This window comes from Streptosporangium nondiastaticum (assembly GCF_003011965.1).
Classification (GTDB): domain Bacteria; phylum Actinomycetota; class Actinomycetes; order Streptomycetales; family Streptomycetaceae; genus Streptomyces; species Streptomyces nondiastaticus.
Genome location: NZ_PXWG01000103.1, coordinates 1 through 23,479, shown reverse-complemented (window position 1 = coordinate 23,479; position 23,479 = coordinate 1). Strand labels below are relative to the sequence as shown.

Annotated in this window: 20 protein-coding genes; 11 read left to right on the top strand and 9 right to left on the bottom strand. The window is 73.4% G+C overall.

Features of this window, described 5'->3' with window-relative positions; translation table 11 throughout:
- A partial coding sequence (locus B7P34_RS26485; RefSeq protein WP_106680529.1) for a glycoside hydrolase family 47 protein occupies positions 1-1,327 on the top strand: 1,327 nt, incomplete at its 5' end.
- A gap of 43 nt (positions 1,328-1,370) precedes the next feature.
- Here B7P34_RS26485 and B7P34_RS26480 read toward each other — a convergent pair.
- Positions 1,371-2,039: a hypothetical protein gene (locus B7P34_RS26480; protein WP_106680526.1), complete on the bottom strand. Its 669-nt coding sequence runs from the start codon at positions 2,037-2,039 to the stop codon at positions 1,371-1,373.
- 462 nt (positions 2,040-2,501) lie between these two features.
- On the opposite strand from B7P34_RS26480, the gene B7P34_RS26475 reads away from it, so the two are divergent.
- From B7P34_RS26475 to B7P34_RS26460, 4 genes are all read left to right on the top strand, one after another.
- Positions 2,502-4,112 (top strand): D-alanyl-D-alanine carboxypeptidase, encoded by a 1,611-nt coding sequence (locus B7P34_RS26475; protein ID WP_223268258.1) that lies wholly within the window; start codon positions 2,502-2,504, stop codon positions 4,110-4,112.
- Between the two features lie 150 nt (positions 4,113-4,262).
- Positions 4,263-5,291, top strand: coding sequence for an L-threonine 3-dehydrogenase (tdh, locus tag B7P34_RS26470; RefSeq protein ID WP_106680524.1), 1,029 nt, complete (start codon positions 4,263-4,265; stop codon positions 5,289-5,291).
- Between the two features lie 48 nt (positions 5,292-5,339).
- A complete protein-coding gene (locus tag B7P34_RS26465) occupies positions 5,340-6,539 on the top strand; it encodes a glycine C-acetyltransferase (protein WP_106680522.1) in 1,200 nt (399 codons plus the stop codon).
- Between the two features lie 74 nt (positions 6,540-6,613).
- A complete protein-coding gene (locus B7P34_RS26460) occupies positions 6,614-7,528 on the top strand; it encodes a LysR family transcriptional regulator (RefSeq protein ID WP_106680521.1) in 915 nt (304 codons plus the stop codon).
- 48 nt (positions 7,529-7,576) lie between these two features.
- Here the strand turns inward: B7P34_RS26460 and B7P34_RS26455 are convergent, their stop codons facing one another.
- Complete coding sequence (locus B7P34_RS26455; RefSeq protein WP_106680519.1) at positions 7,577-8,209, bottom strand: DUF4352 domain-containing protein; 633 nt, start codon at positions 8,207-8,209, stop codon at positions 7,577-7,579.
- Between the two features lie 267 nt (positions 8,210-8,476).
- Entirely contained in the window at positions 8,477-9,430 is a 954-nt protein-coding gene (locus B7P34_RS26450; protein ID WP_106680518.1) for a hypothetical protein, read from the bottom strand.
- 312 nt (positions 9,431-9,742) lie between these two features.
- Here B7P34_RS26450 and B7P34_RS26445 point away from each other — a divergent pair, with 312 nt between their 5' ends.
- The gene (locus B7P34_RS26445) at positions 9,743-10,585 is read left to right on the top strand and encodes a hypothetical protein (protein ID WP_106680516.1); all 843 of its coding nucleotides are present in this window, start codon (positions 9,743-9,745) and stop codon (positions 10,583-10,585) included.
- A 70-nt stretch (positions 10,586-10,655) separates the two neighbouring features.
- Here the strand turns inward: B7P34_RS26445 and B7P34_RS26440 are convergent, their stop codons facing one another.
- On the bottom strand, positions 10,656-11,264 hold the full coding sequence (locus B7P34_RS26440) for a DUF4291 domain-containing protein (protein ID WP_106680515.1): 609 nt from the start codon (positions 11,262-11,264) through the stop codon (positions 10,656-10,658).
- A gap of 164 nt (positions 11,265-11,428) precedes the next feature.
- On the opposite strand from B7P34_RS26440, the gene B7P34_RS26435 reads away from it, so the two are divergent.
- Positions 11,429-12,043 carry a hypothetical protein gene (locus B7P34_RS26435; RefSeq protein WP_223268257.1) on the top strand — a complete coding sequence of 205 codons (615 nt, stop codon included), beginning with the start codon at positions 11,429-11,431 and terminating at the stop codon, positions 12,041-12,043.
- Here the strand turns inward: B7P34_RS26435 and B7P34_RS26430 are convergent.
- The 5 genes from B7P34_RS26430 to B7P34_RS26410 form a co-directional block, all read right to left on the bottom strand.
- A complete protein-coding gene (locus tag B7P34_RS26430; RefSeq protein ID WP_106680513.1) occupies positions 12,006-12,671 on the bottom strand; it encodes a hypothetical protein in 666 nt (221 codons plus the stop codon). The two genes, B7P34_RS26435 and B7P34_RS26430, sit on opposite strands and share 38 nt — an antisense overlap.
- A 142-nt stretch (positions 12,672-12,813) precedes the next feature.
- On the bottom strand, positions 12,814-14,667 hold the full coding sequence (gene asnB / locus B7P34_RS26425; RefSeq protein WP_106680512.1) for an asparagine synthase (glutamine-hydrolyzing): 1,854 nt from the start codon (positions 14,665-14,667) through the stop codon (positions 12,814-12,816).
- 98 nt (positions 14,668-14,765) lie between these two features.
- Positions 14,766-16,244 (bottom strand): MFS transporter, encoded by a 1,479-nt coding sequence (locus B7P34_RS26420; protein ID WP_106680510.1) that lies wholly within the window; start codon positions 16,242-16,244, stop codon positions 14,766-14,768.
- Between the two features lie 147 nt (positions 16,245-16,391).
- Positions 16,392-16,748: a hotdog fold thioesterase gene (locus B7P34_RS26415; RefSeq protein WP_223268259.1), complete on the bottom strand. Its 357-nt coding sequence runs from the start codon at positions 16,746-16,748 to the stop codon at positions 16,392-16,394.
- 98 nt (positions 16,749-16,846) lie between these two features.
- The gene (locus tag B7P34_RS26410) at positions 16,847-18,676 is read right to left on the bottom strand and encodes a class I adenylate-forming enzyme family protein (protein ID WP_223268256.1); all 1,830 of its coding nucleotides are present in this window, start codon (positions 18,674-18,676) and stop codon (positions 16,847-16,849) included.
- 355 nt (positions 18,677-19,031) lie between these two features.
- Between B7P34_RS26410 and B7P34_RS26400 the strand changes: the two genes are divergently transcribed.
- The 4 genes from B7P34_RS26400 to B7P34_RS26385 all read left to right on the top strand — a co-directional run bounded on the left by B7P34_RS26400 (position 19,032) and on the right by B7P34_RS26385 (position 23,435).
- A complete protein-coding gene (locus tag B7P34_RS26400) occupies positions 19,032-20,921 on the top strand; it encodes an AMP-binding protein (protein WP_223268255.1) in 1,890 nt (629 codons plus the stop codon).
- Positions 20,918-22,084, top strand: coding sequence for a beta-ketoacyl-[acyl-carrier-protein] synthase family protein (locus B7P34_RS26395; protein ID WP_106680531.1), 1,167 nt, complete (start codon positions 20,918-20,920; stop codon positions 22,082-22,084). The genes B7P34_RS26400 and B7P34_RS26395 overlap by 4 nt, the downstream gene beginning before the upstream one ends.
- Positions 22,081-23,037, top strand: coding sequence for a beta-ketoacyl synthase N-terminal-like domain-containing protein (locus B7P34_RS26390; protein ID WP_106680505.1), 957 nt, complete (start codon positions 22,081-22,083; stop codon positions 23,035-23,037). The genes B7P34_RS26395 and B7P34_RS26390 overlap by 4 nt, the downstream gene beginning before the upstream one ends.
- Before the next feature lie 125 nt (positions 23,038-23,162).
- A complete protein-coding gene (locus B7P34_RS26385) occupies positions 23,163-23,435 on the top strand; it encodes an acyl carrier protein (protein WP_030364236.1) in 273 nt (90 codons plus the stop codon).
- Positions 23,436-23,479: the final 44 nt, after the last annotated feature.

Sequence of the window (23,479 nt, the reverse complement as noted above, 5' to 3'; positions counted from 1 at the left end):
CGCGCCGCCCGGCGCGCGGCGGCGGGCGGCGCGGCCGGACCGGGCGAAGGCGCAGGAGGTCCGCGCGGAGTTCGGCCACGCGTGGGCGGGGTACAAGCGGTTCGCCTGGGGGCACGACGAGGTGCTCCCGGTGTCGGGCCGTCACCGGGAGTTCTTCGCGAAGGACCACCCGATGGGCCTGTCGATCGTCGAGGCGGTCGACACGCTGCACCTGATGGAGCTCGACGACGAGGTCGACCGCTGCGTCGACTGGATCAAGGACCACCTGGACTTCGACGTGAACGCCGACTTCCAGGTGTTCGAGTCCATCATCCGGCTGGTGGGAGGCCTCCTTTCGGCCTATCTCGCCACCGGCGAGAAGGAACTGCTCAGCCGCTGCACGGACCTCGCCGACCGGCTGCTGCCCGCCTTCACCGCATCGCCCACCGGCATGCCGTACCGGTACGTCAACCTGCGGACGGGACACGTCCGGGGCGCCACGCTGCCGCTGGCCGAGATCGGCACCAACGTGCTGGAGCTCGGGGCGCTGTCCCGGCTCACCGGCGACTCCCGGTACCGGCGGGCCGCCGAGGCCGCCCTGCGCGCGGTCGTCGAACGGCGCTCGTCGGCCGGCCTGCTCGCCACCCGGATGAACGTGGAGACCGGCCGGTGGGCCGACCGGGAGAGCGTCGCCGTGAACCCGCCGGCCGACTCGTTCTACGAGTACCTGTGGGGCGCGTGGGTGATGTTCGGCGACGAGGAGTGCCGGGACTGGTTCCGCATGTTCGCGGCTGCCATGCGCCGCCACCAGGCCGAACGCGTGGACGGGCGGCTCTGGTTCAAGCACGTCGACTTCGTCACCGGGGAGCTCGTCAGCCGCCGCGCGTCCGCACTGTCCGTCGCCGTGCTGCCGGTCGGCGGGGACAACGAGCTGGCCGCCGACCACTACCGCTCCTGGACCGCCGTCCTCGACAAGTACGAGGTCGTCCCCGAGGAGATCGACTACGGCCGCGGGCTGAAGGTCCTCAGCCCGCGGAACGACCTGCGCCCCGAATACGCCAACTGCGCCTTCCAGATGTACTGGCAGACCGGCGACCCGTACTACCGCACGACGGCGTGGCGCTACTTCCAGAACCTGAAGCGGCACCACCGCGTGCCGGGCGGCTACACGGTGCTCACGGACGTCACCCGGCGGCCGATGGCCAAGGGCGACCACTGCCCGGCGTACGTGTTCGCCGAGAACTTCAAGTGGCTCTACCTCACCTTCGCCGACGCTCCGCGCTTCGACTACGAGCGGGGCTGGCTCAGCACGGAGGGGAAGGTCCTCGACGGCTTCCGGGACGCGTGACCTCACGTCACGGTGCCGGGGCCGGGGCCGGGGCTGCCGGCCGTCAGGGCTTGAGCTGCTGCTTCACCTCCGCGACCTGCGGCCCGGAGTCGACGGCCGGGACCTTCCAGCGGTCGTCGCTCTTCGTGCCGTCCGTGTAGACGATCGTGCCGCCCCTGGCCTGGGCGGGCGTGAGGTCGAAGACCTTGGCGCGCACCTGCGACGCCCCCGGCGCGATGCCGCCGGAGTTCCGGTACTTCTCCAGGACCACCTTGGCGGCGTTGCCGTTGCCCGCCGGGACGGACTGCCCGTCGGCGGCGACCCAGCGCCAGCCGCCGCCCTTGGCGGGCGCCTCCTCGTCGGCGGGGTTGGCGCTCAGCGACTTCTCCAGCAGCGTCACCACGGCGAACGTGCCGTGCTGCGGGACCGTCCGGCCGCCCTCCTTGGCGTAGACGACGGTCGTCGGGGTGATCTCCAGGATGCCGACCGTGCCCGCCCCGACGGTCCGCGAGGGCTCGCCGAAGGCGAGTGCGGCACCCTTGGGGCCGCCGGAGGCGGCGGGGCCGGTGGGCCGTGCCGTAGCAGGTGACGTGGCCGGTGACGAGGCCGGTTTGCCGCTGGTGACCTGCGACGGGCCGGTGCCGCCGCTCTTCGCGTCGTCGTTGCAGGCGGTGAGGGCGAGGCAGCCGACGGCGGTGGCGACGGCAGCGGCGGCGAGCAGGTTCTTGCGCATGGATCCCCCCAAGGCTTCGGCGCGCACGGGGACCGTACTGCCGCCGGGAGGGCCGCGGAGGGCGGTTGACCGAGCCGGTACCAACGGGATGCTTCCGTGACGAACACTCACTCATCGGATCCGCTGATTGGTAACGGAACCGGCAGGTATGTCGCTCTCGTCTAGCACGTCGGTTCGAAGACGAGTGGTGACGATCTGGAGGAGGCACCGGTGGCAGGCGAGTCCCCCGGCATGGCGGAGCGGCAGCAGGAGCCGGAGGAGACCACACGGCGGTCGCCGGCCGCTCCGGAACCCACCGGGACCCCGGAGGCCACGGGAGGACTTCCGGACCGGTCACCGGAAACTCCGGACCAGCCGTCGAAGGCTCCGGGGTGGGCACGGGGGTCCGGAACGCAGCCGACGGGAGCTCCCGGCCGGCCGGCCGACGCCTCGGCACGGCCGCAGGCGGCTACCGGGCAGCCGGTGGAGGCCCCGAGGCCGACGGTGGAGACTCCCCGGCAGCCGGCGGAGGTTCCGGCGCAGCCGCAGGCGGACACCCCGGCGCTGCGGTCGGAAACCCCGAAGCAGCGAGCGGAAGCTCCCGAGCGACCGGCCGACGGCTCGGCCCAGCCGCTGACGGCTCCCGGGCTGCCGGCCCACGTCGCGGCGCAGCCGCACGCGGCGCCGAAGCGGCCGGAGGGCGCTCCCGAGCCGTCGGCAGCGGCGCCCCGGCAGCCGGCCCAGGCCCCGGCGCAGCCGAAGCCGCAGCCGGACGCCCCGTCGACACCGCAGCCGGAGGCTACCCCGCCCCTCGCCCTGCTGGCGCAGCTGACGAACCGCCCCGCTCCCCCGGCCACCGCGGCCCGCACCGTGGCGCGGCGGCTGAAGATCTGGTCGCCGCTCGTCCTGCTGCTCGCCGTCCTCCTCGGCGTCGTCCAGCTGCTCCGGCCCCTGCCGGACCCCGAGTTCGTGGTGGCGGGGAGCCCGTACGCGTTCACGGGTGACGCGTTCGTGATGCCCTGGCCGGGCGAGGGGCAGGCCGCGGCCGAGGTCGTGGGCGTCGGCAGCCTGGGCACGTACGGCGAGCGGAAGCCCGTGCCGACGGCGAGCGTCGCCAAGGTCATGACCGCGTACGTGATCCTCAAGGACCACCCGCTGAAGGCCGGGGAGGAGGGCGACCGGATCACGATCGACGCCACGGCGGCCAAGGAGGCGGGCGCCGAGGAGGAGTCGCGGGTGGACGTGTCGGAGGGGCAGAGCTACACGCTGTTCCAGATGCTGCAGATGCTGCTGATCCCGTCCGGCAACAACATCGCCCGGCAGCTCGCCCGCTGGGACGCGGGGTCCGAGGACGCCTTCGCGAAGAAGATGGAGGAGGCGGCGAAGGACCTCGGCATGGACGACACGACGTACACGGACCCGAGCGGCCTGGACGCGTCGACCGTGAGCACCGCCGTGGACCAGGTCAAGCTGGCCCGGGAGGTCATGAAGAACGACGTCCTGCGGCAGATCGTCAAGATGCCCAACGCCGACGTTCCCGGCCTGCCGGGCCGCATCTACAACAACAACGACGACCTGCTCGTCAGCAACCCGGGCGGGCTCGGCATCAAGACCGGGTCGAGCGGCCCGGCGGGCGGTGCGCTGATGTGGGCGGCGAAGCGGACGATCGACGGCAAGGAGCATCTGATCGTCGGCGCCACCATGGCCCAGCGGCAGGCGGGCAGCAACGACGCCAACGCGCACCTGAAGGTCGTCAAGGAGCGCAGCTACAAGATGATCAAGGCGGTGCAGGACGCGCTGGTTCCCGCGACCGTCGTCCGTAAGGGTGAAGTCGTCGGGTACGTGGACGACGGGCTGGGCGGCCGGACGCCGGTCGTCGCGACGAAGGACCTGCGGGCCGTGGGCTGGGGCGGGCTGAAGGCCGGGCTGGAGCTCACCGCCGGCGGCAAGGGCGTCCCGCACGAGGCCAAGGCCGGTACGGAGATCGGCGCGCTCGCCGTGGGGACGGGACCGGGCCGGGCGCAGGTGCCGGTCGCGCTCCAGCGGGACCTGGCGGCGCCGGGAGCGGGGGCGAAACTGACCCGCCTCGGATGAGGCACGCGCGCCCGTGTGAAGTTCTGCTGTTGGCCCGCTTAAGAAAACCTCGATGGACTTCACGGTCATCACTGGGCACATTGGTGCGCGCACATAAGAGCATGCCAAGAGCACGCAATAGATCGCCTCACCACGCCTGGAGCCGCAGCCATGAAGGCACTCGTCAAGCACAAGGCCGAGCCCGGGCTGTGGCTCATGGACGTCCCGGAGCCGGAGTACGGCCCCGACGACGTCATGATCAAGGTGCTGCGCACCGGCATCTGCGGCACCGACCTGCACATCCGCTCCTGGGACGGCTGGGCCCAGGGCGCGGTGCGCACCCCGCTGGTGCTCGGCCACGAGTTCGTGGGCGAGGTCGCGGCCGTCGGCTCGGCCGTCCGCGACATCACGGCCGGCGACCTGGTCAGCGGCGAGGGCCACCTGGTGTGCGGCAAGTGCCGCAACTGCCTGGCGGGCCGCCGCCACCTGTGCCGCAGCACGGTGGGCCTCGGCGTGGGCCGCGACGGCGCGTTCGCCGAGTACGTCGTGCTGCCCGCCTCCAACGTGTGGGTGCACCGCACGAAGGTCGACCTCGACGTCGCGGCGATCTTCGACCCGTTCGGCAACGCCGTGCACACCGCGCTGTCCTTCCCGCTCGTCGGCGAGGACGTGCTGATCACGGGCGCGGGCCCGATCGGCATCATGGCCGCGGCCGTCGCCAAGCACGCCGGCGCCCGCAACGTCGTCATCACCGACGTCAGCGAGCCGCGCCTGGAGATCGCCCGCAAGGCCGGCGCGACCCTGGCCCTCAACGTCTCCGGCGCCTCGATCGCGGACGCGCAGCGCACCCTGGGCCTGCGCGAGGGCTTCGACGTCGGCCTGGAGATGTCGGGCCGGCCCGAGGCCATGCGCGACATGATCGCGAACATGACGCACGGCGGCCGGATCGCCATGCTGGGCCTGCCCGCCCAGGAGTTCCCCGTCGACTGGGCGAAGGTCGTCACCTCGATGATCACCGTCAAGGGGATCTACGGCCGGGAGATGTACGAGACCTGGTACGCGATGACGGTGCTGCTGGAGGGCGGCCTCGACCTCAGCCCGGTGATCACCGGCAAGTACTCGTACAAGGACTTCGACGCGGCCTTCGACGAGGCCGCCAACGCCCGCAGCGGCAAGATCATCCTCGACTGGACCGCCTGACCCCGGCCGGCCGTCCCCTCTTTTTTTCTTCCGTAAGGAGTCCCCCGCATGTACGCGTCCGTCCGCGACGACCTCCGCGCCACCCTCGACGAGATCCGCGAGGCCGGTCTCTTCAAGCCCGAGCGCGTGATCGGCACCCCGCAGAGCGCCTCCGTCAACGTCACCGCGGGCGGCGCCCCCGGCGACGTCCTGAACTTCTGCGCGAACAACTACCTGGGCCTCGCCGACCACCCCGAGGTCGTCGCCGCCGCCAAGGACGCCCTCGACCGCTGGGGCTACGGCATGGCGTCGGTCCGCTTCATCTGCGGCACGCAGGACGTCCACAAGGAGCTGGAGGCGCGGCTGTCGGCGTTCCTCGGCCAGGAGGACACGATCCTCTACTCCTCCTGCTTCGACGCGAACGGCGGCGTCTTCGAGACCCTGCTCGGCGCCGAGGACGCGGTGATCTCCGACGCCCTCAACCACGCGAGCATCATCGACGGCATCCGCCTGTCCAAGGCCCGCCGCTTCCGCTACGCCAACCGCGACCTGGCCGACCTGGAGAAGCAGCTGCAGGCGGCGAACGAGGGCGGCGCGCGCCGCAAGCTGATCGTCACCGACGGCGTCTTCTCCATGGACGGCTACGTCGCGCCACTCCGCGAGATCTGCGACCTGGCCGACCGCTACGACGCGATGGTGATGGTCGACGACTCGCACGCCGTCGGCTTCGTCGGCGCGGGCGGCCGCGGCACCCCCGAGCTGCACGGCGTCATGGACCGCGTCGACATCATCACGGGCACCCTCGGCAAGGCGCTCGGCGGCGCCTCCGGCGGCTACGTCGCCGCCCGCGCCGAGATCGTCGCCCTGCTGCGCCAGCGCTCGCGCCCGTACCTCTTCTCCAACTCCCTCGCGCCGGTCATCGCCGCCGCCTCCCTGAAGGTCCTCGACCTGCTGGAGTCCGCGGGCGACCTGCGGGAGAAGCTCAAGGCCAACACCGAGCTGTTCCGCACGAAGATGACCGAGGCGGGCTTCGAGATCCTGCCCGGCGACCACGCCATCGCCCCCGTCATGATCGGTGACGCGGCGGAGGCCGGCCGGATGGCGGAGCTGCTGCTGGAGCGCGGCGTCTACGTCATCGGCTTCTCCTACCCGGTGGTCCCGATGGGCGCGGCCCGCATCCGCGTCCAGCTCTCCGCGGCCCACTCGACCGAGGACGTCGAGCGAGCCGTCGCCGCCTTCATCGACGCCCGCCGGGCCCTGCGGGGCTGACCCCCGGTCTCCCCGGCGGGGGCCCTGCCCGGGTCCCCGCCGGGGTTACCGCGCGTTCCTGGCAAAATGGCGGGGTGATCGACCCCCGGCGGCTGCGCGTCCTGCGGGCCGTGGCGGACCACCGTACGGTGACCGCCGCGGCCGCCGCGCTGTACCTGACCCCCTCGGCCGTCTCCCAGCAGCTCGCCGCGCTGGAGCAGGAGACCGGCCACGCCCTGCTGACCCGCAGCGGGCGGGGGGTGCGCCTGACCGCGGCGGGCGAGATCCTGCTGAGCCACGCCCACGAGGTGCTCGCCCAGCTGGAGCGGGCCGAGGCCGAGCTCGCCGCGTACGCGGGCGGCACGGCCGGGGAGCTCACCGTCGCAGCGTTCGCGACGGGCATCGCCGAGGTGCTGGCCCCCGTCATCGCCCTCCTCGCCGACCGCCACCCCGGCATCCGGCTACGCGTGCGCGACGCCGAGGGCGACGCGAGCCTGCCGATGGTGCTGGACGGGGAGGCCGACGTGGCGCTCGCCGTCGAGTACCGGGGCGCGCCGCGCGAGGACGACCGGCGGCTCGTGCGCGTACCGCTGTACGCCGAGCCGTTCGACGCCGTCCTGCACGCGTCCCACCCGCTGGCGCGGAGCCCCCGCGTGGGCCTGGACCAGCTGGCCGACTGCGACTGGATCGGCCCCTATCCGGGCAACCCGTGCCACGACGTGGTGGTCCTGGCCTGCGAGCTGGCCGGCTTCCAGCCCCGGCTCGTGCACTCCTCCGACGACTTCCGGGCCGTGGTTGCCCTGGCCGGTGCCGGGGCCGGGGTGGCGCTCGTGCCGCGCTCGGCGCTGCGCGGCATGGAGCTGAAGGACACCGTCGTCCGCCCCGTCGGGGGCCTGGCCGCGACGCGCCGCGTGTTCGCGGCGGTGCGACGGGGCGCCGAGGACCACCCGCTGTTCCGGCCCGTCCTCGACGCGCTCACGGAAGTCGCGGGCTCGCTGTCGACGAACTGACGAGCGTCGCTTCTTCCGCGTTGCCTCTCGCGCGTTGCCTCTCGCGCGTTACTTCTTCAGGGTCCACTCGCCCGTCTCGTTGGCGAAGCCGCCGTCCATCGTGAACTGCACCTTGGCCGTCTTGGAGCCCTCGGGCACGGAGAAGACGACCCAGCCGAGGGCCTTGGCGCCCTGGGCGAGGTTCACGGTGACCGGGAACTTCGGGCCCTCCGTGACGCCGCCCATGGTCTGGGTGAAGGACTGGCCCTGCTCGTCGATGACCTTGGCCCCGCTGGAGGGGCTGTCCGAGTAGGCCACCGTGCCGGTGTTGACGAGCTCGAACTGGGCGGCGACGAAGCGCTTGCCGGCGGACGGCTTGTTGAACTTGTTGTCGCTGTGGGCCGGGTCGGCGAAGCCCTTCAGGGTGACGTCGAGCTGCTCGCCCGCCTTCTTGCCCTTGAGGGTGAGCTTGCCGCCGACGGCGTGGGCGTCGCCGCCCTGGCCCTTGTCCTGGCCCTGACCCTTGTCCTGGCCCTGGCCCTTGTCCTGGCCTCCGCCCTGGCCGCCGTTGCCCTGGGCCGCGGGGCTCTTGTCGGCCGACGCGCTGGCGTCCGCGGCCGGGTCGGTGCCGTCGCCGTTGCAGGCGGTGGCGGTGGCCGCGAGCACGATGACGGCTGCGGCGGTGAGGAGCTGACGACGCATGGTGAATCCCCCGTGATGAATGCGATGCATGTTTTGACGTGCACACTTCCGGTGCTTGACGTGCACATTCTTACCTCGCTCACGGGCGGGTTCTGACCAACAGCGGGTCTGGTGGGGCTCCTGTGACAATTGAGTGATCAAACCGTGGCTTCGTCCCGACCGTGCGTCAGACCACGGGCCGGGGCGGCGGCGGGGACGAAGGCCTCCGTCGGCGCGGGCCGGCGAGCCGGCCGGCCCGCGCCGGGAGCGCGCGCCGCCGCCCGTCCGTCACGTCCGCGTGACCGTCCCGCACCCCTCGCCCCTGGCGGTGTCCAGGTCCCGGCTGCGGTCGTACGGGTCGACGGCGGGGCCGGAGGGTGCCTGGCCGGAGGGGCGTCCCTCGTCGAAGACGGGGTGCAGGAACCCGTCGTGGACGCCGCAGGCGGAGTTGGCGATGTCCACGTCGTAGGAGCGGACGGTCAGCCTGCCCGGCGTCACCCGGAACCGCTCGGGGTCGAGGAGGTCCGTGTCCAGGACGCGCCGCACGATGGTGCGCTCGACCGCCCGGGAGCCCTGCTCCTTCTTGGCGAGGGGGTAGACGAAGGTGACGTCGGCGTGGATGCCCACGGAGCCGTCCTTGTGCTCCGCGAAGGTGATCCGGCCCCGGGTCTTCACGGTCTCCCCCACCATGCGCACCTTCTTGCCGTCGAAGCGGCTGAAGAGGGTGACCGGGTCATTGTCCCGGCCCGGCTTGCTGAGCGCGGTTTCGGTGCGGGTGACGAGGTCGTCCTGGTACGGGTCGAGCAGGGCGAGGGCCGCCGCCGGGCGCTCACCCCGGATGACCGCCGGGTCCAGGTTGGCGGCGACGAGGAAGTCTTTGGCCAGCTTCAGGCCCGCCGCGACCTGCTCCTGCGACATCGTCCCCGCCTCCCGCGCCTCGGGCAGGACGATGCCGGCCGCGCCGTCGGCGTACTGCTCGGCCGGCGACCCGGCGAAGGGCCGGTCGGGAGTGGCCGCGCCCTCGGTGCTGCCGGGGGCGCCGCTGGGGCGCGCGGTCTCGGGCGGCAGGGGCGCCGGCGTGCCGTGGGAGGCCGTCTTCGCGTCGCTCTTCCCGGCGCCCCAGTCGACCGGTATCCGGGAGAGGATCAGCGCGGGCCGGAGCACGACCAGAGTGGCCGCGGCGGCGGCCACGACGCCGACCGCACCGAGGATCCGCCGGCTACGGGCGGCCCGCCCGTTCATCTCCCGCCAGGCGGGGCCGGTGCGCCAGCCTTCGGGCTCTTGGGAGGAAACGTTCTTGCTGCGTCTCCCGGACGCAGGCCTCTCGACTGACACGCACGCTCTCGCTTATCTCGCACTTACCTGTTCGGAGCGGCAACTGTAGACGCGGGTTCACGGCACCCGACGGGCACCCCACGCCTCGGGAGGCGCCGTGCGTTCCGTTCGGTGAAAATGGCCGGATCCAACCCCTGCCCTGTTCCCTTTTCGGCCCCCGAGGCTCTACCTGTAGCGGGGCGGTCTCCGGCCGGCCCCAGGGGCGAGAGGATTTGTACGATGACCTCCGGGATGACCTCGTTCGACAAGATCTACGACCAGCCCGACCCCCGGGCGTACTTCACAGTGCTGGGACCTCTGGAGTACCAGACACCGCATCATGCCCAGGCCGTCTTCCGGCGCATGGCCGAGACCCGCAGGGCCACGGCCGCGACCGAGCCGCTGACGGTCGTCGACATCTGCTGCTCCTACGGCATCAACGCGGCGCTCCTCAACCACGACGTCACGATGGACGAGCTCTACACGCGCTACACCTCCCCGCAGGTCGCGCCGCTCACCACCGCCGAGCTCGTCGAGGACGACCGGGCGTACTTCGCGGCACGGCGGCGGCCCGGGGCCGCGCGGGTCATCGGCATCGACGTGGCCTCGCAGGCCGTCTCCTACGCCCGCGCCGTCGGGCTCCTGGACGAGGGCTTCGCCGAGAACCTGGAGACCGCCGAACCCAGCCCCGAGCTGCTGCGGCAGACGCGGCGGGCCCGGCTCATCACCATCACCGGCGGCACCACGTTCCTGTCGGCCAGAACCCTCAAGGCGCTCACGGCGGACACGGACGAACCGGCCTGGGTCGCCTCGTTCGTCCTCCGCACCGCCTCGTACGCCCCCATCTCCGACGCCCTGGCCGCACATGGCCTGCACACGGAGAAGTACACGGCCCGCACGTTCCCCCAGCGCCACTTCAGCGGCCCGGAGGAGCAGGCCTACGCGGTCGCGGCCGTCGAGGCCGCCGGCGAGGACCCCCGCGGCAAGGAGACCGAGGGCTACTTCCACACGACGCTCTACCTCTCCCGCCCCGCGGAGGACGCCGCGTCCCAGCCCCTGGAGGAGCTCCTGGCGGACGTCTGAGCGCCGGGCGCGTGCGCGGGCAACGGCGGGTTCACGGCAGGGCGACGGACGTTTTCCGGCCATGAACCCGCTACGGGCAGACCCCGCCGGCCGGCTCGTACGGGCGTTCCCGCGGGAGCATCCGGCGTGCCTCGTCCAGGTTCCCCGCGGTGACCAGGCCGTGGACCTCGCGGGCCAGCGGGGTCACATCCGTGATGGAGACCGTCCACTCGTCGGCGTACCGGCGCGCCGCCTCGCCCGCCAGCCCGAGCTGAAGGGAGCGGTGCGGCAGGGCCTGGAGGTGAAGGTCGCGTTCGGGGTCCCACTGCACACGGGCCGGTGACGCCTTCAGCTCGCGCCGCCAGGCCGCCTGGTCGGCGTGGACGTCCCGGTCGTAGTGGGACAGGCAGGCGTTGGCCAGGGCCCAGTCGAAGCCGGCGCGGTCGATCTCGATCGCCAGGACGCACTCCTGGTCGGCCTTGGTGGCCCAGCCGCAGCGGTACATCATCCAGAGGAAGGAGGGTTTGATCCACGTCATCCGGTCGCGCTTCCACGCGGGCGGGAAGCGGCCGTCCCGGGCGGCCGGCAGGCCGAGGCGGGGCGCGTACGCCTGGTAGACGGTGATGGTGGTGTCGGTGTACGCCGCCCGGATGCGGCGGTGGGGTTCCTGCGCGTCTTGCGTGCCCTGCGCGTCTTCCATGTCTTGCATGTCTTGCGTGTCTTGCATGGGGTCAGTGTCGGCGGACTCCCGTGTCCGGCCAACCGATTTACGACCACGAGGGCGGGGGCCGCTCCCCCGTACGGCTATGCGGATCGTCCTCACGGGCGAGTCCGGGCCCTCGTCCTTCCGGCCACGATGGTGCGGTGAGCATTGACGACTCGACCGCGACCACCCCGGCTCCGACCCCGGCCCCGGCATCCGCCGCCCGTGCCGTTCCTCCGCCGGAGGCGTGGGCCGTACGGGCCGCGCGACTCGCAGTCGCCTGTGTGCTGCCGTCCAGCCTGTGGCGGGTGGCCCTGGCGCTGGGTGTGCCCTTGGGGTTCAGCGCGGGGGTGCTGCGCGAAGAGCTCCACTCGCCCGGCTGGGGCACGGCCTACATGCTCGGCCTCAGTCTGCTCTCCGAGGCGCTGGCCTTCCTCACGCTGGGCCTCGTGCGCCCGTGGGGCGAGGTGATGCCGCGGTGGATACCGGTGCTGGGCGGGCGTCGCGTCGTCCCGAGGGCGGCGGTGACCGCGGCCGCGACCGGTGCCGTGCTGCTCAGTCTCCTCTTCACCCTGCTGCCGGTCGTGCAGATCCTCTTCGTGCACGTCGAGCACGACCTCCACGGGGGCCGGCTCTGGCTCATGAGGGCCTGCTACCTGCCGCTGGTCGCCTGGGGCCCGCTGCTCGCGGCCGTCACGGTCTCCTACCACCGCAGGCACCGGCCCCCGCAGCTCCCGGCTACCGCCGTACCGCCGGTGTGTCCAGTAGGTCGGTGACGAACTTCCGTAGCCGTCCGGCGCGTACCGGCTGGACGCCGTGGAGGACTTGTGCGCCGTAGGCGAGGCCGGTGCCGGCTCCGGCGGGGGTGACCCAGCGGGTGCTGGGGACGTCCTCCAGCCACGTGGGCACGGCGGCGTGGTCGGGCGCGTGCGGGAAGCGGTGCGTCAGGGGTGTGCCGGGGGCGTAGCCCTCGGGTTCGCCCACGAGCTCCCCGGTCCAGACGGCCGGGCTTGCGGTGGTCTCGATGTAGAACTCGCCTCCTTCGTCGGCCTGTTCGATGACCACCCCGATCCGTCCGATGCGCCGGGGTGCGGTGGCCGGGTCGGGGATGCCGTCGACGTGCGTCGGGACGCACTGACCCTCCGTCAGTTCTGTGTAGCCCCAGCGGGCGTCGGCGGCCACCGAGGGCAGGGCCCGCTGCAGGACGTGCAGCGAGCGGGCCGTGGCGGCGCGCAGGATCTCCTGGGCGGGCGCGGGCGCCCGGAGGACCTCGGCCTGGTGCCGGGGCCGCCATCCGGTGGCCGCGAGCTCGCTGTCCATGATCTTGATCAGGTGTTCCCGCTCCGCCGCCGTCAGGAAGTCCTCGACGCTCTGCAGGGCCAGGGTCTCGGTCAATCGGATCACCGGTCGTCCCCCTCGCTCGACGTGCGCGGTGCTCGGCTATGGGATTCATCCGGCAGTGTCCTGGCACGGTGCGCCATCGGGCAGTCGACAACTGGCCGACTTGGGAGGGGAGGGAGGGGGAGGGCCGAGCCGGGCGCCCGGGTCAGAACTCCAACGACACGTCCTGCGTGCGCAGCCAGAAGTCCAGGGCGAGGACGAGTTCGGTGCCGGTGCGGTAGCCCGGCTGCGAGTCGTCCGCGGTGGCTGCGGCCAGGGAGGGGCCGTCGAGGAGCGGGCGGACCGGGGAGTCCGGGCCCTCGGTGACGCGTCTGAGCGCGGTGCGCAGGCCGTCGAGGTAGTGCGGGTCGCGCGTGGTCGGGTAGGGGGCCTTGACGCGGTCGGCGATCTCGGGCGGGAGGAGGTCGCGGGTGGCGGCGCGCAGGAGGGACTTCTCGCGGCCGTCGAAGGTCTTCATCGTCCAGGGGGTGTTGAAGACGTACTCGACGAGGCGGTGGTCGCAGAAGGGGACGCGGACCTCCAGGCCGACGGCCATGCTGGCGCGGTCCTTGCGGTCGAGCATCCACTGGACGAAGCGGGTGAGGTGCAGGTAGCCGATCTCGCGCATGCGGCGCTCCACCGGGGAGGCGCCGGCCACGTGGGGCACTTCGGCGAGCGCGTCGCGGTAGCGCTGGGCCCGGTACCCTTGCAGGTCGATCTTCTCCAGCAGGCCGCGGTCCAGCAGGGCCTCGCCGGGGCCGCTGCCGGGGCCGGAGATGCCGGTGCCGAAGGGCGGGGCGAGCCAGGGGAAGGTGTCGGCGGCGACGGAGTCGGGGTGGTGGAACCAGCGGTAGCCGCCGAAGACCTCGTCGGCGGATTCCCCGGACAGGGCGACGGTGCACTGCTCGCGGACGGCCTTGAACAGCAGGTAGAGGGAGGTGTCGCCGTCGCCGAGGTCGAACGGCAGGTCGCGGGCGCGCATGACGGCCTCGCGGGCGGCGGGGTCCAGCAGCGCGGACGGCGGGAGGGTGACGACCCGGTGGTCCGCGCCGGCGTGCCGGGCGAGGAGGTCGGCGTAGGGCGAGTCGCGGGTGCCGCGCCAGTCGTCGGCCGTGAAGTTCTCGGCGTGACGGGCGAAGTCGAGGGCGAAGGACCGGACGGGGGCGCCGCCTTCGGCGGTGCGCTGCCGGGCGCCGAGCGCGGTGATGACGCTGGAGTCGAGGCCGCCGGAGAGGAGGGTGCCGAGGGGGACGTCGGCGACCATCTGCCGGGCGATGATGTCTTCCAGGAGCTCGCGGATGCGGGCGACGGTCGTGTCGAGGTCGTCGGTGTGGTCGCGGGCTTCGAGGGCCCAGTAGCGGCGCAGGAGGGTGCCGCTGCTCCGGACGCGGAGGGTGTGCCCGGGCGGGAGTTCGTACATGCCTTTGTAGACGGCGTGGCCGGGGGTCTTGGTGAAGGCGACGAGTTCGGCGAGGCCCTCGGCGTCGACGGCGGGCCGCACGGCCGGGTGGGCGAGGATCGCCTTGGGCTCGGAGCCGAAGAGCAGGCCGCCGGGGAGCGGGAAGTAGTACAGGGGCTTGATGCCCATGCGGTCGCGGACCAGCAGCAGTTCCCGGGTCCGGGCGTCCCACAGGGCGAAGGCGTACATGCCGTTGAGGCGCTCGGTGAAGTCCTCGCCCCATTCGAGGTAGGCGTGCAGGACGACCTCGGTGTCGCTCTGCGTGCGGAAGGTGTGGCCTCTGCTCTCCAGCTCGGTGCGCAGCTCGCGGAAGTTGAACACCTCGCCGCTGTAGGTGAGGGCGGCGACCGTCCGGCCGGCGTGGCCGAAGGTCATGGGCTGCTTGCCGCCGTCGGGGTCGATGACGGCGAGGCGGCGGTGGCCGAGGGCGACCCGGTCGTCCAGCCAGAGGCCGTGCGCGTCCGGGCCGCGGCACGCCATGGTGTGCGTCATCGCGTGCGCCGTGCCGGCGGTGACGGGGTGTGCCGGATCGTACGAGACCCATCCTGCTATTCCGCACATGGACTGCTGTCTCCTGTCGGTGTGCCTCTTGGGGGTGAGAGGGGGGGTGCGGCCCTCCTGGCGGAAGGGCCGCACCCCCTGAGGTGCCGTGGTGGCGGTCAGACGTGCGCGGCGGGCACCTCGGCGGGCCGCTCGCCGCCGGTGAAGCGGCGGAACGTCCAGGTCATCCACATCACGACGAGGACCATCAGCACGCTGATCGCGGTGGCCCAGGCCATGGCGTCGGCCCAGCTCGCGTCGGTGGCGTGCTTGCCGGCGACGGCGAAGAACACCGCGCCGATGACGGCGACGCCGGCGGCGCTGGCGAACTGCTGGGTGGTAGTGAGGATGCCCGAGGCGATGCCGGCGTCCTGGGGCCGGACCCGCATCAGCGCGGCGCCGAACAGCGCGGGCAGTACGACGCCGTTCCCGGCGCCGATCAGGCACAGGCACGCCACGATCCACGGCAGGCCGGTGTCGGGCCCGGCCGCGTACAGCCGCACGGCCAGGGCCACCAGGCCCAGGGCGATCACCGCGCTGCTGACGACGAGGGCGCTCATGCCCCAGCGGTTGGTGAGCCTGCCGCCGATCATCGAGGTGGCGGTGAAGAGGATGCCCATCGGGGAGAACACGAGGCCGGCCTGGAACGGGCCGAGCCCGAGGCCCGACTGCAGCAGCAGGGTGAGGGTGAACATGAAGCTGCCGAAGTAGACCATGAACGCGACGCTCGCGATCACGCCGCCGCGGAAGGAGGGGCTGCGGAACAGCGGGAAGACGAGCACCGGGTCGCCGCCGCGGCGCCGGAGGGTCTGCTCCCAGCGCAGGGTGACGGCCGCGACGGGGATCGCCAGGGCCATGCAGACCCAGGTCCACGCCGGCCAGTCGGCGCTGTGGCCCATGGTCAGCGGTACGAGCAGCAGGGCGAGGGCGAGGGAGACGCCGAACGCCCCGACGGGGTCGAGCCCGACGCTGCGGCGCTGCGTCTGCGCGGGCAGGACGCGCAGTGCCGCGGCGGCGATGACGACGCAGAACGGGACGTTGATGAGGAAGATGGTGCGCCAGCCGAGCCCTGCGAAGTCGGCGGCGATCAGGGCGCCGCCGAGGACCTGGCCGGCGATGGAGCCGAGGCCGGCGGCGGCCCCGTACCAGGCCATCGCCTTGGGCTTGCGCTCGTCGGGGAAGTTCGCCGTGATCACGGCGAGCACCTGCGGGACCATGATCGCGCCGGACAGGCCCTGGGCCAGGCGGGCGGCGACGAGCTGCTCGGGGTTGGCGGCGATGCCGCACAGCAGCGAGGTGATGCCGAAGGCGATCGTGCCGATGACGAACAGCCGGCGGTAGCCGTACTTGTCGCCCAGCCGCCCTCCCGTGATCATGCCGGCCGCGTAGGCGAAGGCGTACCCGCCGACGACGAGTTCGAGGGCGGCGGGCCCCGCGTGGATGCTCTCCTCCAGCGACGGCGCGGCGACGTTCACCACGAAGAAGTCGAACTGGGCGAAGAACATGGCGGACAGCAGGACGAGGAGGATAGGTCCGGTGCGTACGGTCGGTTTGGTCGAGGCCTCCGCCACGGCGGGCGGGGCGAGCTGGTCGGTCATGGGGCTCCTCGGCGCGGGCGCGCGTGCGGCGCCGGCGCGGTTCGCGGACCTGTGGTCGGGACGGGGTGGATGGAGATGGAGGATGGAGGATGGAGGTGGGCGGAAGGGACGGATCCCCGCGCGTACGGGGGTGCCTGCGGGGGGGTGTCAGCGATCCCCGCGCCGGCCGTGGACGGCGCAGGTGATGCGGGCGGTGCACACCCGCCGCCCCGCCTCGTCCGAGATGACGACCTCGTAGGTCGCCGTCGTACGGCCGAGGTGGAGCGCGGTGGCGACGCCGGTGACCGTGCCGGTGCGAACGGCCCGGTGGTGGGTGGCGTTGAGGTCGACGCCGACGGCGATGTGGCCCTCGCCGGCGTGCAGGACGGCGCCGATCGAGCCCAGCGACTCGGCGAGGACGGCCGAGGCGCCGCCGTGGAGCATGCGGTACAGCTGGGTGTTGCCGGCGACGGGCATGGTGGCGACGAGCCTTTGGGGGGTGGCTTCCTGGAACGTGATGCCCATCCGTTCGGCGAGGGTGTGCTGCCCCGCCGCGTTGATCCAGGCGACGGCGTCCTCGGGGGGTGCGTCGAGGATGCCCGGGGTCCGGGGCGCGGCTGTGGTCATCGGGTGGTCACCGCCCCGGCTACGGGAGCTTCGGTGACGGAGGCCCCGGCCACGGGAGCTTCGACTACGGGAGCTTCGGCGGCTGGAGTCCCGGCTACGGGAGCCCCGGCAGCGGGCGTCGTGCCGGAAGCCGTGGCGGGCACCGTCGCGACAGCCGCCGGGTCCGCCGGCCGGTAGGTGTGCAGGGCCAGGTACTTCTCGCGCAGCTGCCGCTTGAGGACCTTTCCGGTGGGGCCGAGGGGGATGTCGCCCGGGGAGGCGGCGATCTCCAGGAGGGCGAGCCGGGGCTGGCCGATCCGGTCGAGGACGGCGTTGGCCCGGCGCAGGAGGTCCGCGGCGTCCCCGCCGCCGCCGAACAGCCGGACGAGGGCGACGGGCACCGTGCGGTCCTGGTCGTGCCCGGCGACGACCGCGCAGTCGGCGACCTCCGCGAGGCTCAGCAGGATCTCCTCCTCCATCAGGGCCGAGTAGCCGTCGCCGGCGTCGGTGCGGATGCGGTCGACGGCGCGGTCGACGTGGAAGTACTCGCCGTCCTCGGTGCGGTGGACGAGGTCGCCGGAGAGCCAGTAGCCGGCGAGGGTGGAGCGGTAGGTGGTGTCGGAGTCGTTCCAGTAGCCGCGGGCGATGGAGTCGCCGCGGACGCCGAGCAGGCCGACCTCGCCGGGTTCCGCGTGGCTGCCGTCCTCGCGCAGGACGGCGACCTCGGAGAGGGGGACGCGGCGGCCGAGGTGGCGGGCGCGGGGCGGGCTGTCGGGGGTGATCTCGCGGCGCAGGGCCGCCCAGCCGAGCTCGGAGGAGCCGAGCCCGTCGTCGATGACCGAACCGGGGACGGTGCTGCCGTCGGGCAGGACGGTGTGGCCGAGCTCCATCAGGCGCCGCATGTGGGCGTCGTGGCCGCAGTCGCCGAGGTTGACCCACACCTGTACGGAGGTGAAGTCCGCCGGGTCGGGGTGGTGGTGGGTGGCCAGGTGGGCGAGGGCCTCGTTGAAGGCGAGGACGACGCCGGGCCGGTAGGTGGCGCAGCCGCGGGCGAGGCCGGGCCCGGTGGGGTCGGACCAGGCGACGGTGGGCAGGCCGCCGAGGACGGAGAGGAGGGTGAAGGCGATGGCGCTGGAGTGGGACTGGGGGTAGGCGGCCAGGACGACGTTGTCCTCGGGGCCGGGCGGGTTGACGAGCCGGTAGCGGGCGCCGGCGACGCTCTGCGCGTGGGTCCAGACGACGGGCTTGGGGTTGCCGGTGGTGCCCGAGGAGTGGCAGATGACGACGGGGTCGTCGGCGCCGTGGCGGTACTCGGCCCCCGCGGGCAGGGTGCGGTTGCCGAGGATGCCGACGTCCTGGCGGGTGCAGGTCCAGCGGACGACGGGCAGTTCGCGCTCGCGGCCGGCGAAGAGGGCCAGCCGGGGGGCGTCGGTGTAGATGCCGACGGGGGCGGTGCGGCGGATGAGGCCGAGGGCGAGCTCCGGTTTCATGCGGCCGTTGATGAGGACGGCGATCGCCCCGATGCGGGCGAGGGCGGCGAGGTGGAGGTGGTCCTCGAAGGAGTCCTCGATGTAGACGGCGACGCGGTCGCGGGGCCGCACGCCCCGGTCGTGGTACCAGGCCGCCCACGCTTCCGCGAGGTCGTCGAGCTGACGGAGGCTGAACTCGCTCTGCTGCCAGCCGTCCGTGTTGAGCAGGGGCACGTCGGCGGCGATGAGCGGCAGGTCGGCCGCGGGGTTGGCCGCGGCGGCGACGCGCCAGGCGTTGCCGCCGCCGAGACCGGGGTCGTCGGCGAGGCGCAGGCGGGCCTCCGGGGGGAGCAGCGTGTGCGGGGTGAGCGGCATCATTCACCTGGCCTCGGAATTCGGGACAGAACGGGACGGGACTGAGCGTGCGGGTGGGCCGGGAGTGCCGGCCGTGCGCCGGAACATGGCAGTCCGCTGAGGGGGCCCGCCGGTAGGCGACGCTAGGCGCGCCGTCCGGGGGCCCGCCAACCGCCGCGCGATAGACCGTCAAGTCACCTTGCGGGGGCGGGAATCGGGGCGGCCGGCCCGCCCCGAGGGGGCAGCGGGTTCCACTTGACGGACTCCCCTGCCGCCGGTTCGGGCGTCACAGGCGCGTGGCTATGTTCGGGAAAGTCCTCCGGCGTGCTCCGGGATCCGCAGTGACCGGTAGCCGTACGTTCCCGAGAAGGAGTACACAGTGCCACCTGTCCGGAAATCCGATGCCGGCGACCGGCTTCGCGAAATAGTGGCGTTCGTCCTCGACGTCGACGTGGAGGACGTACGGACCGACGCCTCGTTCCACCAGGAGCTCAAGGTCGACTCCCTGGAGAAGGTGGAGATCGCGGCGCGCATCGAGCAGACCTTCGGGATCGCGCTCGGCGACGACGAGACGGCCGCCGTGGACAGCGTCCGGGACGCACTGGAGCTGCTGGCCGCGAAGAGCTGCCAGAGCTCCGAGAGGTCCGCCGGCATCGAGGCGTCCGTCGGCACCGAGGGGTCCGCCGGCACCGAGGCCTCGGCGGGCGCGGCGTCCCCGTCCCTGACCCCGACCCTGACCCCGGCCCCGGAGGACGTCGCCCTGGTGGACCGCCTGCTCGGCGCTCACCTCGCCGCCGGGCACGGCGGGCGGACCGCGTACACGGACCCGGACGCCGGCACCGTCTCGTACGCCCGCCTGCACGAGGCGGCGCAGGGCTACGCCCGGGCCCTGGCCGGCCGGGGCGTGCCGGCCGGCAGCCGCGGGCTGATCGTCGCCGAGGACTCCGTGGCCACCGTCGTGGCCGTCCTCGGGCTGTGGTGGCACGGCTGCGTGCCGGTGCCGGTGAGCCCGATGCTCGGCGACGACGACATCCGGTTCGTCGCCGCCGACTGCGGCGCGGCCGTCGTCCACCTGGACACCACCCCCGCCCAGCAGAACCTCCTGCGAGCGGCTTTCGCCCGGCTCCCCGTACTGACGGGCGATCAGGTCCGGGAAGTCCTGGCGGGCACTCCCGTCCCTGGCCCGCCCGTCCCGGTCACCCACCGCCCCGCGGGCGCCGAGTCGCTGATCCAGTACACCTCCGGCTCCACCGGCCGGCCCAAGGGCGTGCGGCACTCCGCCGCCGGGATCCACGCCATGCTCGACGGGTACGGCGCCGTGCTCGGGCTGCGGCCCGACGACATCGTGCTGTCCACCGCCCGGATGTCCTTCGGCTACGGCTTCGGCAGCTCGGTGCTGTGCACGCTGGCGGCCGGAGCGAGCGCCGTCGTCCTGCGCGGGGCCGTGGACCCGCTGTCGGTGAGCGCCGCCCTGCGCCGCCACCGGCCCACCGTGCTGTGCTCGGTGCCGCGCCTGTACGCGGGCCTCCTCGACGCCGCCGGCCGCCCGGACGCGGACGCCCCGTCGTCGGTGCGCCTGTGCCTGACCGCCGGCGAGCACTGCCCGGCCGCCCTGAGCCGGCGCATCGAAGCCGCCTTCGGCGCGCGCGTCATGAACTGCCTGGGGGCGACGGAGGTCATGCACGTCGCCGTCGCGACGCCCGCGGACCGCCCGCTGCACGGGCTGGCCGGCGTGCCCGTCCCCGGTGTGACCGTGACCGTCCGCGACGACCTGGGCCGGCCGGTGCCCGACGGCACCGACGGCCGGCTGCACATCGCCGGGCCGACCGTCTCCCTCGGCTACGTCGACCGCCCGGACGCCGACGCCGTCACGTTCGGCGCGGGCGGCGCGTACACCGGCGACATCGTCCGCCGGAACCCCGACGGCAGCATCGCGTACCTGTGCCGGGCCGACGACATCCTCAACCTCGGCGGCTACAAGGTCGTGCCCCGCGAGATCGAGGACGTGGTCCGCTCGATCGACGGCGTCACCGACTGCGTCGTGGTCGGCGCCCCGGACCCCGACGGCCTGCAGCGCTCGGTGGCGTTCACCGTGACCGCCGAGGGCACCGACCGGGACACGGTCCGGCGCGCCATCCGCGCCTGCGTCCGCACCCGCCTCGCCCCGTACAAGCGGCCCAGCCGCTTCGAGTTCGTGGACGTGCTGCCGGCGACGGCCACCGGCAAGCTCGCCGCCTACCGGCTGCGCGAACGGATGGGACAGTCATGACCTGGGACATCACCGGCATGGGGGCGGTCGCGAGCATCGGCGGCACCCCGCAGGAGATCTTCGCCGCGCTCTGCGCGGGCCGCAGCGGGCTCGCCGGGCTGCGCGCCTTCGACACCACCAAGTACCGGGCCCGGCAGGCCTACGAGATCGACGACCGCCCCCGCCCGGGAGCCGACGAGCCGGGCCGGGCCACCCGCTGGCTGCGGGAGGCCGTCGCCCAGGCCCTCACCGACGCGGGTCTCCCCCACGACCTCGCGGACGTCCCCGTCCTGGTCGGCACCACCCTCCAGGAGCAGCGCAGCGCCGAGCTGTGGTGGCGCGAGGGCACCCGGCTGGCGCCGCCGGACCTGCACTTCGGCACCGCGCTGCGGGCGGCCTTCGGCGCCACCCGCACGTACACCTTCGCCAACGCCTGCGCCGCCTCCCTCTACGCGCTGGCCATGGCCACCGACCTCATCGAGGTGGGAGCCGCGGACACCGTCGTGGTGGCCGGCACGGACGCGATCGGCGAGAGCGCCTTCGGGACGCTGGACCGGGTGCAGAACGACATCCCCGACGCGCTGCGCCCCTTCGACCGCTCCCACAAGGGCATGCTGATGGGCGAGGGCGCGGTGGCGGTGGTCGTGCAGCGCGCCCCGGCCGCCCCCGCACCCGGGCGGCGCGTGCACGCGCGCGTGCGGGCCGTCGGCATCAACTGCGACGCCCACCACCCCACCGCCCCCGACCCCGGCGGCATCACCCGCGTGGTGCGCGACGCCCACCGGCGCGCCGGGGTCGCCCCCGGGGACATCGACCTGGTCATGCTGCACGGCAGCGGCACCCCCAAGAACGACACGACCGAGGCCGGCGTGCTCGCGCAGGTCTTCGCGGCCGGTCCCGGGGAAGGGGACGGCGCCGGCGGCGGGCCGCTGATGACGGCCGTCAAGTCCATGACCGGGCACACGCTGGGCGGCTCGGGGCTGCTGAGCCTCGTCGTCGCCGCGCTCGCCCTCCGGCAGGGTACGGTGCCGCCGGTGCTCGGCCTCACCGACCCGGTCGAGGAGGCCGCCGGGCTGCGGCTCGTCCAGGGCACGGCGGCGACGGCCGACCTCGGCCTCGCCCAGATCGACGCGTTCGGCTTCGGCGGGATCAACGCCGCGGCGATAGTGGAGGCGGTCCGATGACCAGCACCAGCACCGCGCACGGAGTCTCCGGGAACACCGAGGTCGTCATCTCCGGCGTCGGCCTCGCCGTCCCCGGCATCACCTTCCCCGACGAACTCCTCGGCGCCGTCCGCGAGGGCGGCTTCGACCCGCACACCGGCCTCACCGGCCGCGAGATGCGGCACAAGGACCGCGCCTCGCGCCTGGCCCTGCGCGCCGCCGAACCGGCCCTGCGCGACGCGGGGCTGCACGACGGCAAGGCCTTCACCGGCGACGGCGACACCACCGCGGTGGTCGTCAGCTCCAACTTCGGCATCCTCGACAGCGTCTGCGCGTTCGCCGACGTCATCGCCCGCGACACCGTGACGGGCCTGAGCCCCCTCGGCCTGCCGCAGACGTCCAGCAACGTCATCGCCGGGTCCGTGGCCATGCGCCACGGTCTGCGCGGCCCCAGCGTCACCCTGTGCAACGGGCCCACCAGCGGGCTCGACGCCGTGTACTGGGCGCGCGGGCTCATCGCGTCGGGCCGCGCGGAGACCGCCGTCGTCATCGGCGTCGAACCGTCCGGCGACGCCGTCACCAAGCTGCTGGGCGAGCCGGTGTTCGACGGTGCCGCCGCCCTCGTCCTGGAAGCCCGGGACCGCGGCGCCCGGCCCCGGGCGGTCCTCGGCGCGGGAGCGTACGCGCGCGGCGCGGACCCGTCGGCCGCGGTGGCCGCGGCCCTGGGCGGCCGCTCCCCGGACGCCGTGAGCCTGTGGCTGCCCGGCGAGGACGCCTGCGGCGGAGGCGGCGCCGGTCCGGCCTACGGCCTCACGGCGCGGCTCGGCCTGTGCTCCGGCGCCCTGGGCGTGCTCCAGTGCGCGGCGGCCGTCGCGTACTTCGACCGCCACGCGCACGAGGACGCCGCCGTCCTGGCCTCCGCCGGGGGCCCGGCGGACGACGCCGCCGCGGCGCTGCTGCTGACCGTGCCCTGAACTCCCGCGCACTTCCCCGCTTCCCTGCTTCTCCCTTTCTCCTCTCTCCCTTTCTCTCTGTACGAACCAGCCCAGTTCTCCCTGTACGAACCAGCCCTGACATCCCCCGAACCGGAGGCACCGCCATGACCGCTCAGCCCACGATCAACACCCTCGACGTCGAAGAGCTCCGCGCCGTGGTCGCCGACGCCCTCGAACTGCCCGTCGAGGAGGTCACCGACGACGCCCGCTTCAAGGAGGACCTCGACGTGGACTCCCTGATCTCCCTGGAGATCGCGGTCCGCATCGAGGAGCAGTACGGCATCCGCATCGACGACTCCGACCTCGCGGACCTGGGGTCCTTCCGGCTGATCAGCGAGCTGGTGGCGGACCGGGTCGCGGGGCGGTCCGCGGCATGAGCGCGGCGGCCCGCGCCGTGCGCGGCGAGGCGGCGGACGGCGCC

Coding starts and splice junctions, on each gene's coding strand:
- B7P34_RS26465 (WP_106680522.1), top strand. CDS start 5,340: ATGTACGCGTCCGTCCGCGACGACCTCCGCGCCACCCTCGACGAGATC.
- B7P34_RS26450 (WP_106680518.1), bottom strand. CDS start 9,430: ATGAACGGGCGGGCCGCCCGTAGCCGGCGGATCCTCGGTGCGGTCGGC.
- B7P34_RS26440 (WP_106680515.1), bottom strand. CDS start 11,264: ATGGAAGACGCGCAGGGCACGCAAGACGCGCAGGAACCCCACCGCCGC.
- asnB (WP_106680512.1), bottom strand. CDS start 14,667: ATGTGCGGAATAGCAGGATGGGTCTCGTACGATCCGGCACACCCCGTC.
- B7P34_RS26410 (WP_223268256.1), bottom strand. CDS start 18,676: ATGATGCCGCTCACCCCGCACACGCTGCTCCCCCCGGAGGCCCGCCTG.
- B7P34_RS26445 (WP_106680516.1), top strand. CDS start 9,743: ATGACCTCCGGGATGACCTCGTTCGACAAGATCTACGACCAGCCCGAC.
- tdh (WP_106680524.1), top strand. CDS start 4,263: ATGAAGGCACTCGTCAAGCACAAGGCCGAGCCCGGGCTGTGGCTCATG.
- B7P34_RS26480 (WP_106680526.1), bottom strand. CDS start 2,039: ATGCGCAAGAACCTGCTCGCCGCCGCTGCCGTCGCCACCGCCGTCGGC.
- B7P34_RS26420 (WP_106680510.1), bottom strand. CDS start 16,244: ATGACCGACCAGCTCGCCCCGCCCGCCGTGGCGGAGGCCTCGACCAAA.
- B7P34_RS26415 (WP_223268259.1), bottom strand. CDS start 16,748: ATGGGCATCACGTTCCAGGAAGCCACCCCCCAAAGGCTCGTCGCCACC.
- B7P34_RS26395 (WP_106680531.1), top strand. CDS start 20,918: ATGACCTGGGACATCACCGGCATGGGGGCGGTCGCGAGCATCGGCGGC.
- B7P34_RS26455 (WP_106680519.1), bottom strand. CDS start 8,209: ATGCGTCGTCAGCTCCTCACCGCCGCAGCCGTCATCGTGCTCGCGGCC.
- B7P34_RS26390 (WP_106680505.1), top strand. CDS start 22,081: ATGACCAGCACCAGCACCGCGCACGGAGTCTCCGGGAACACCGAGGTC.
- B7P34_RS26385 (WP_030364236.1), top strand. CDS start 23,163: ATGACCGCTCAGCCCACGATCAACACCCTCGACGTCGAAGAGCTCCGC.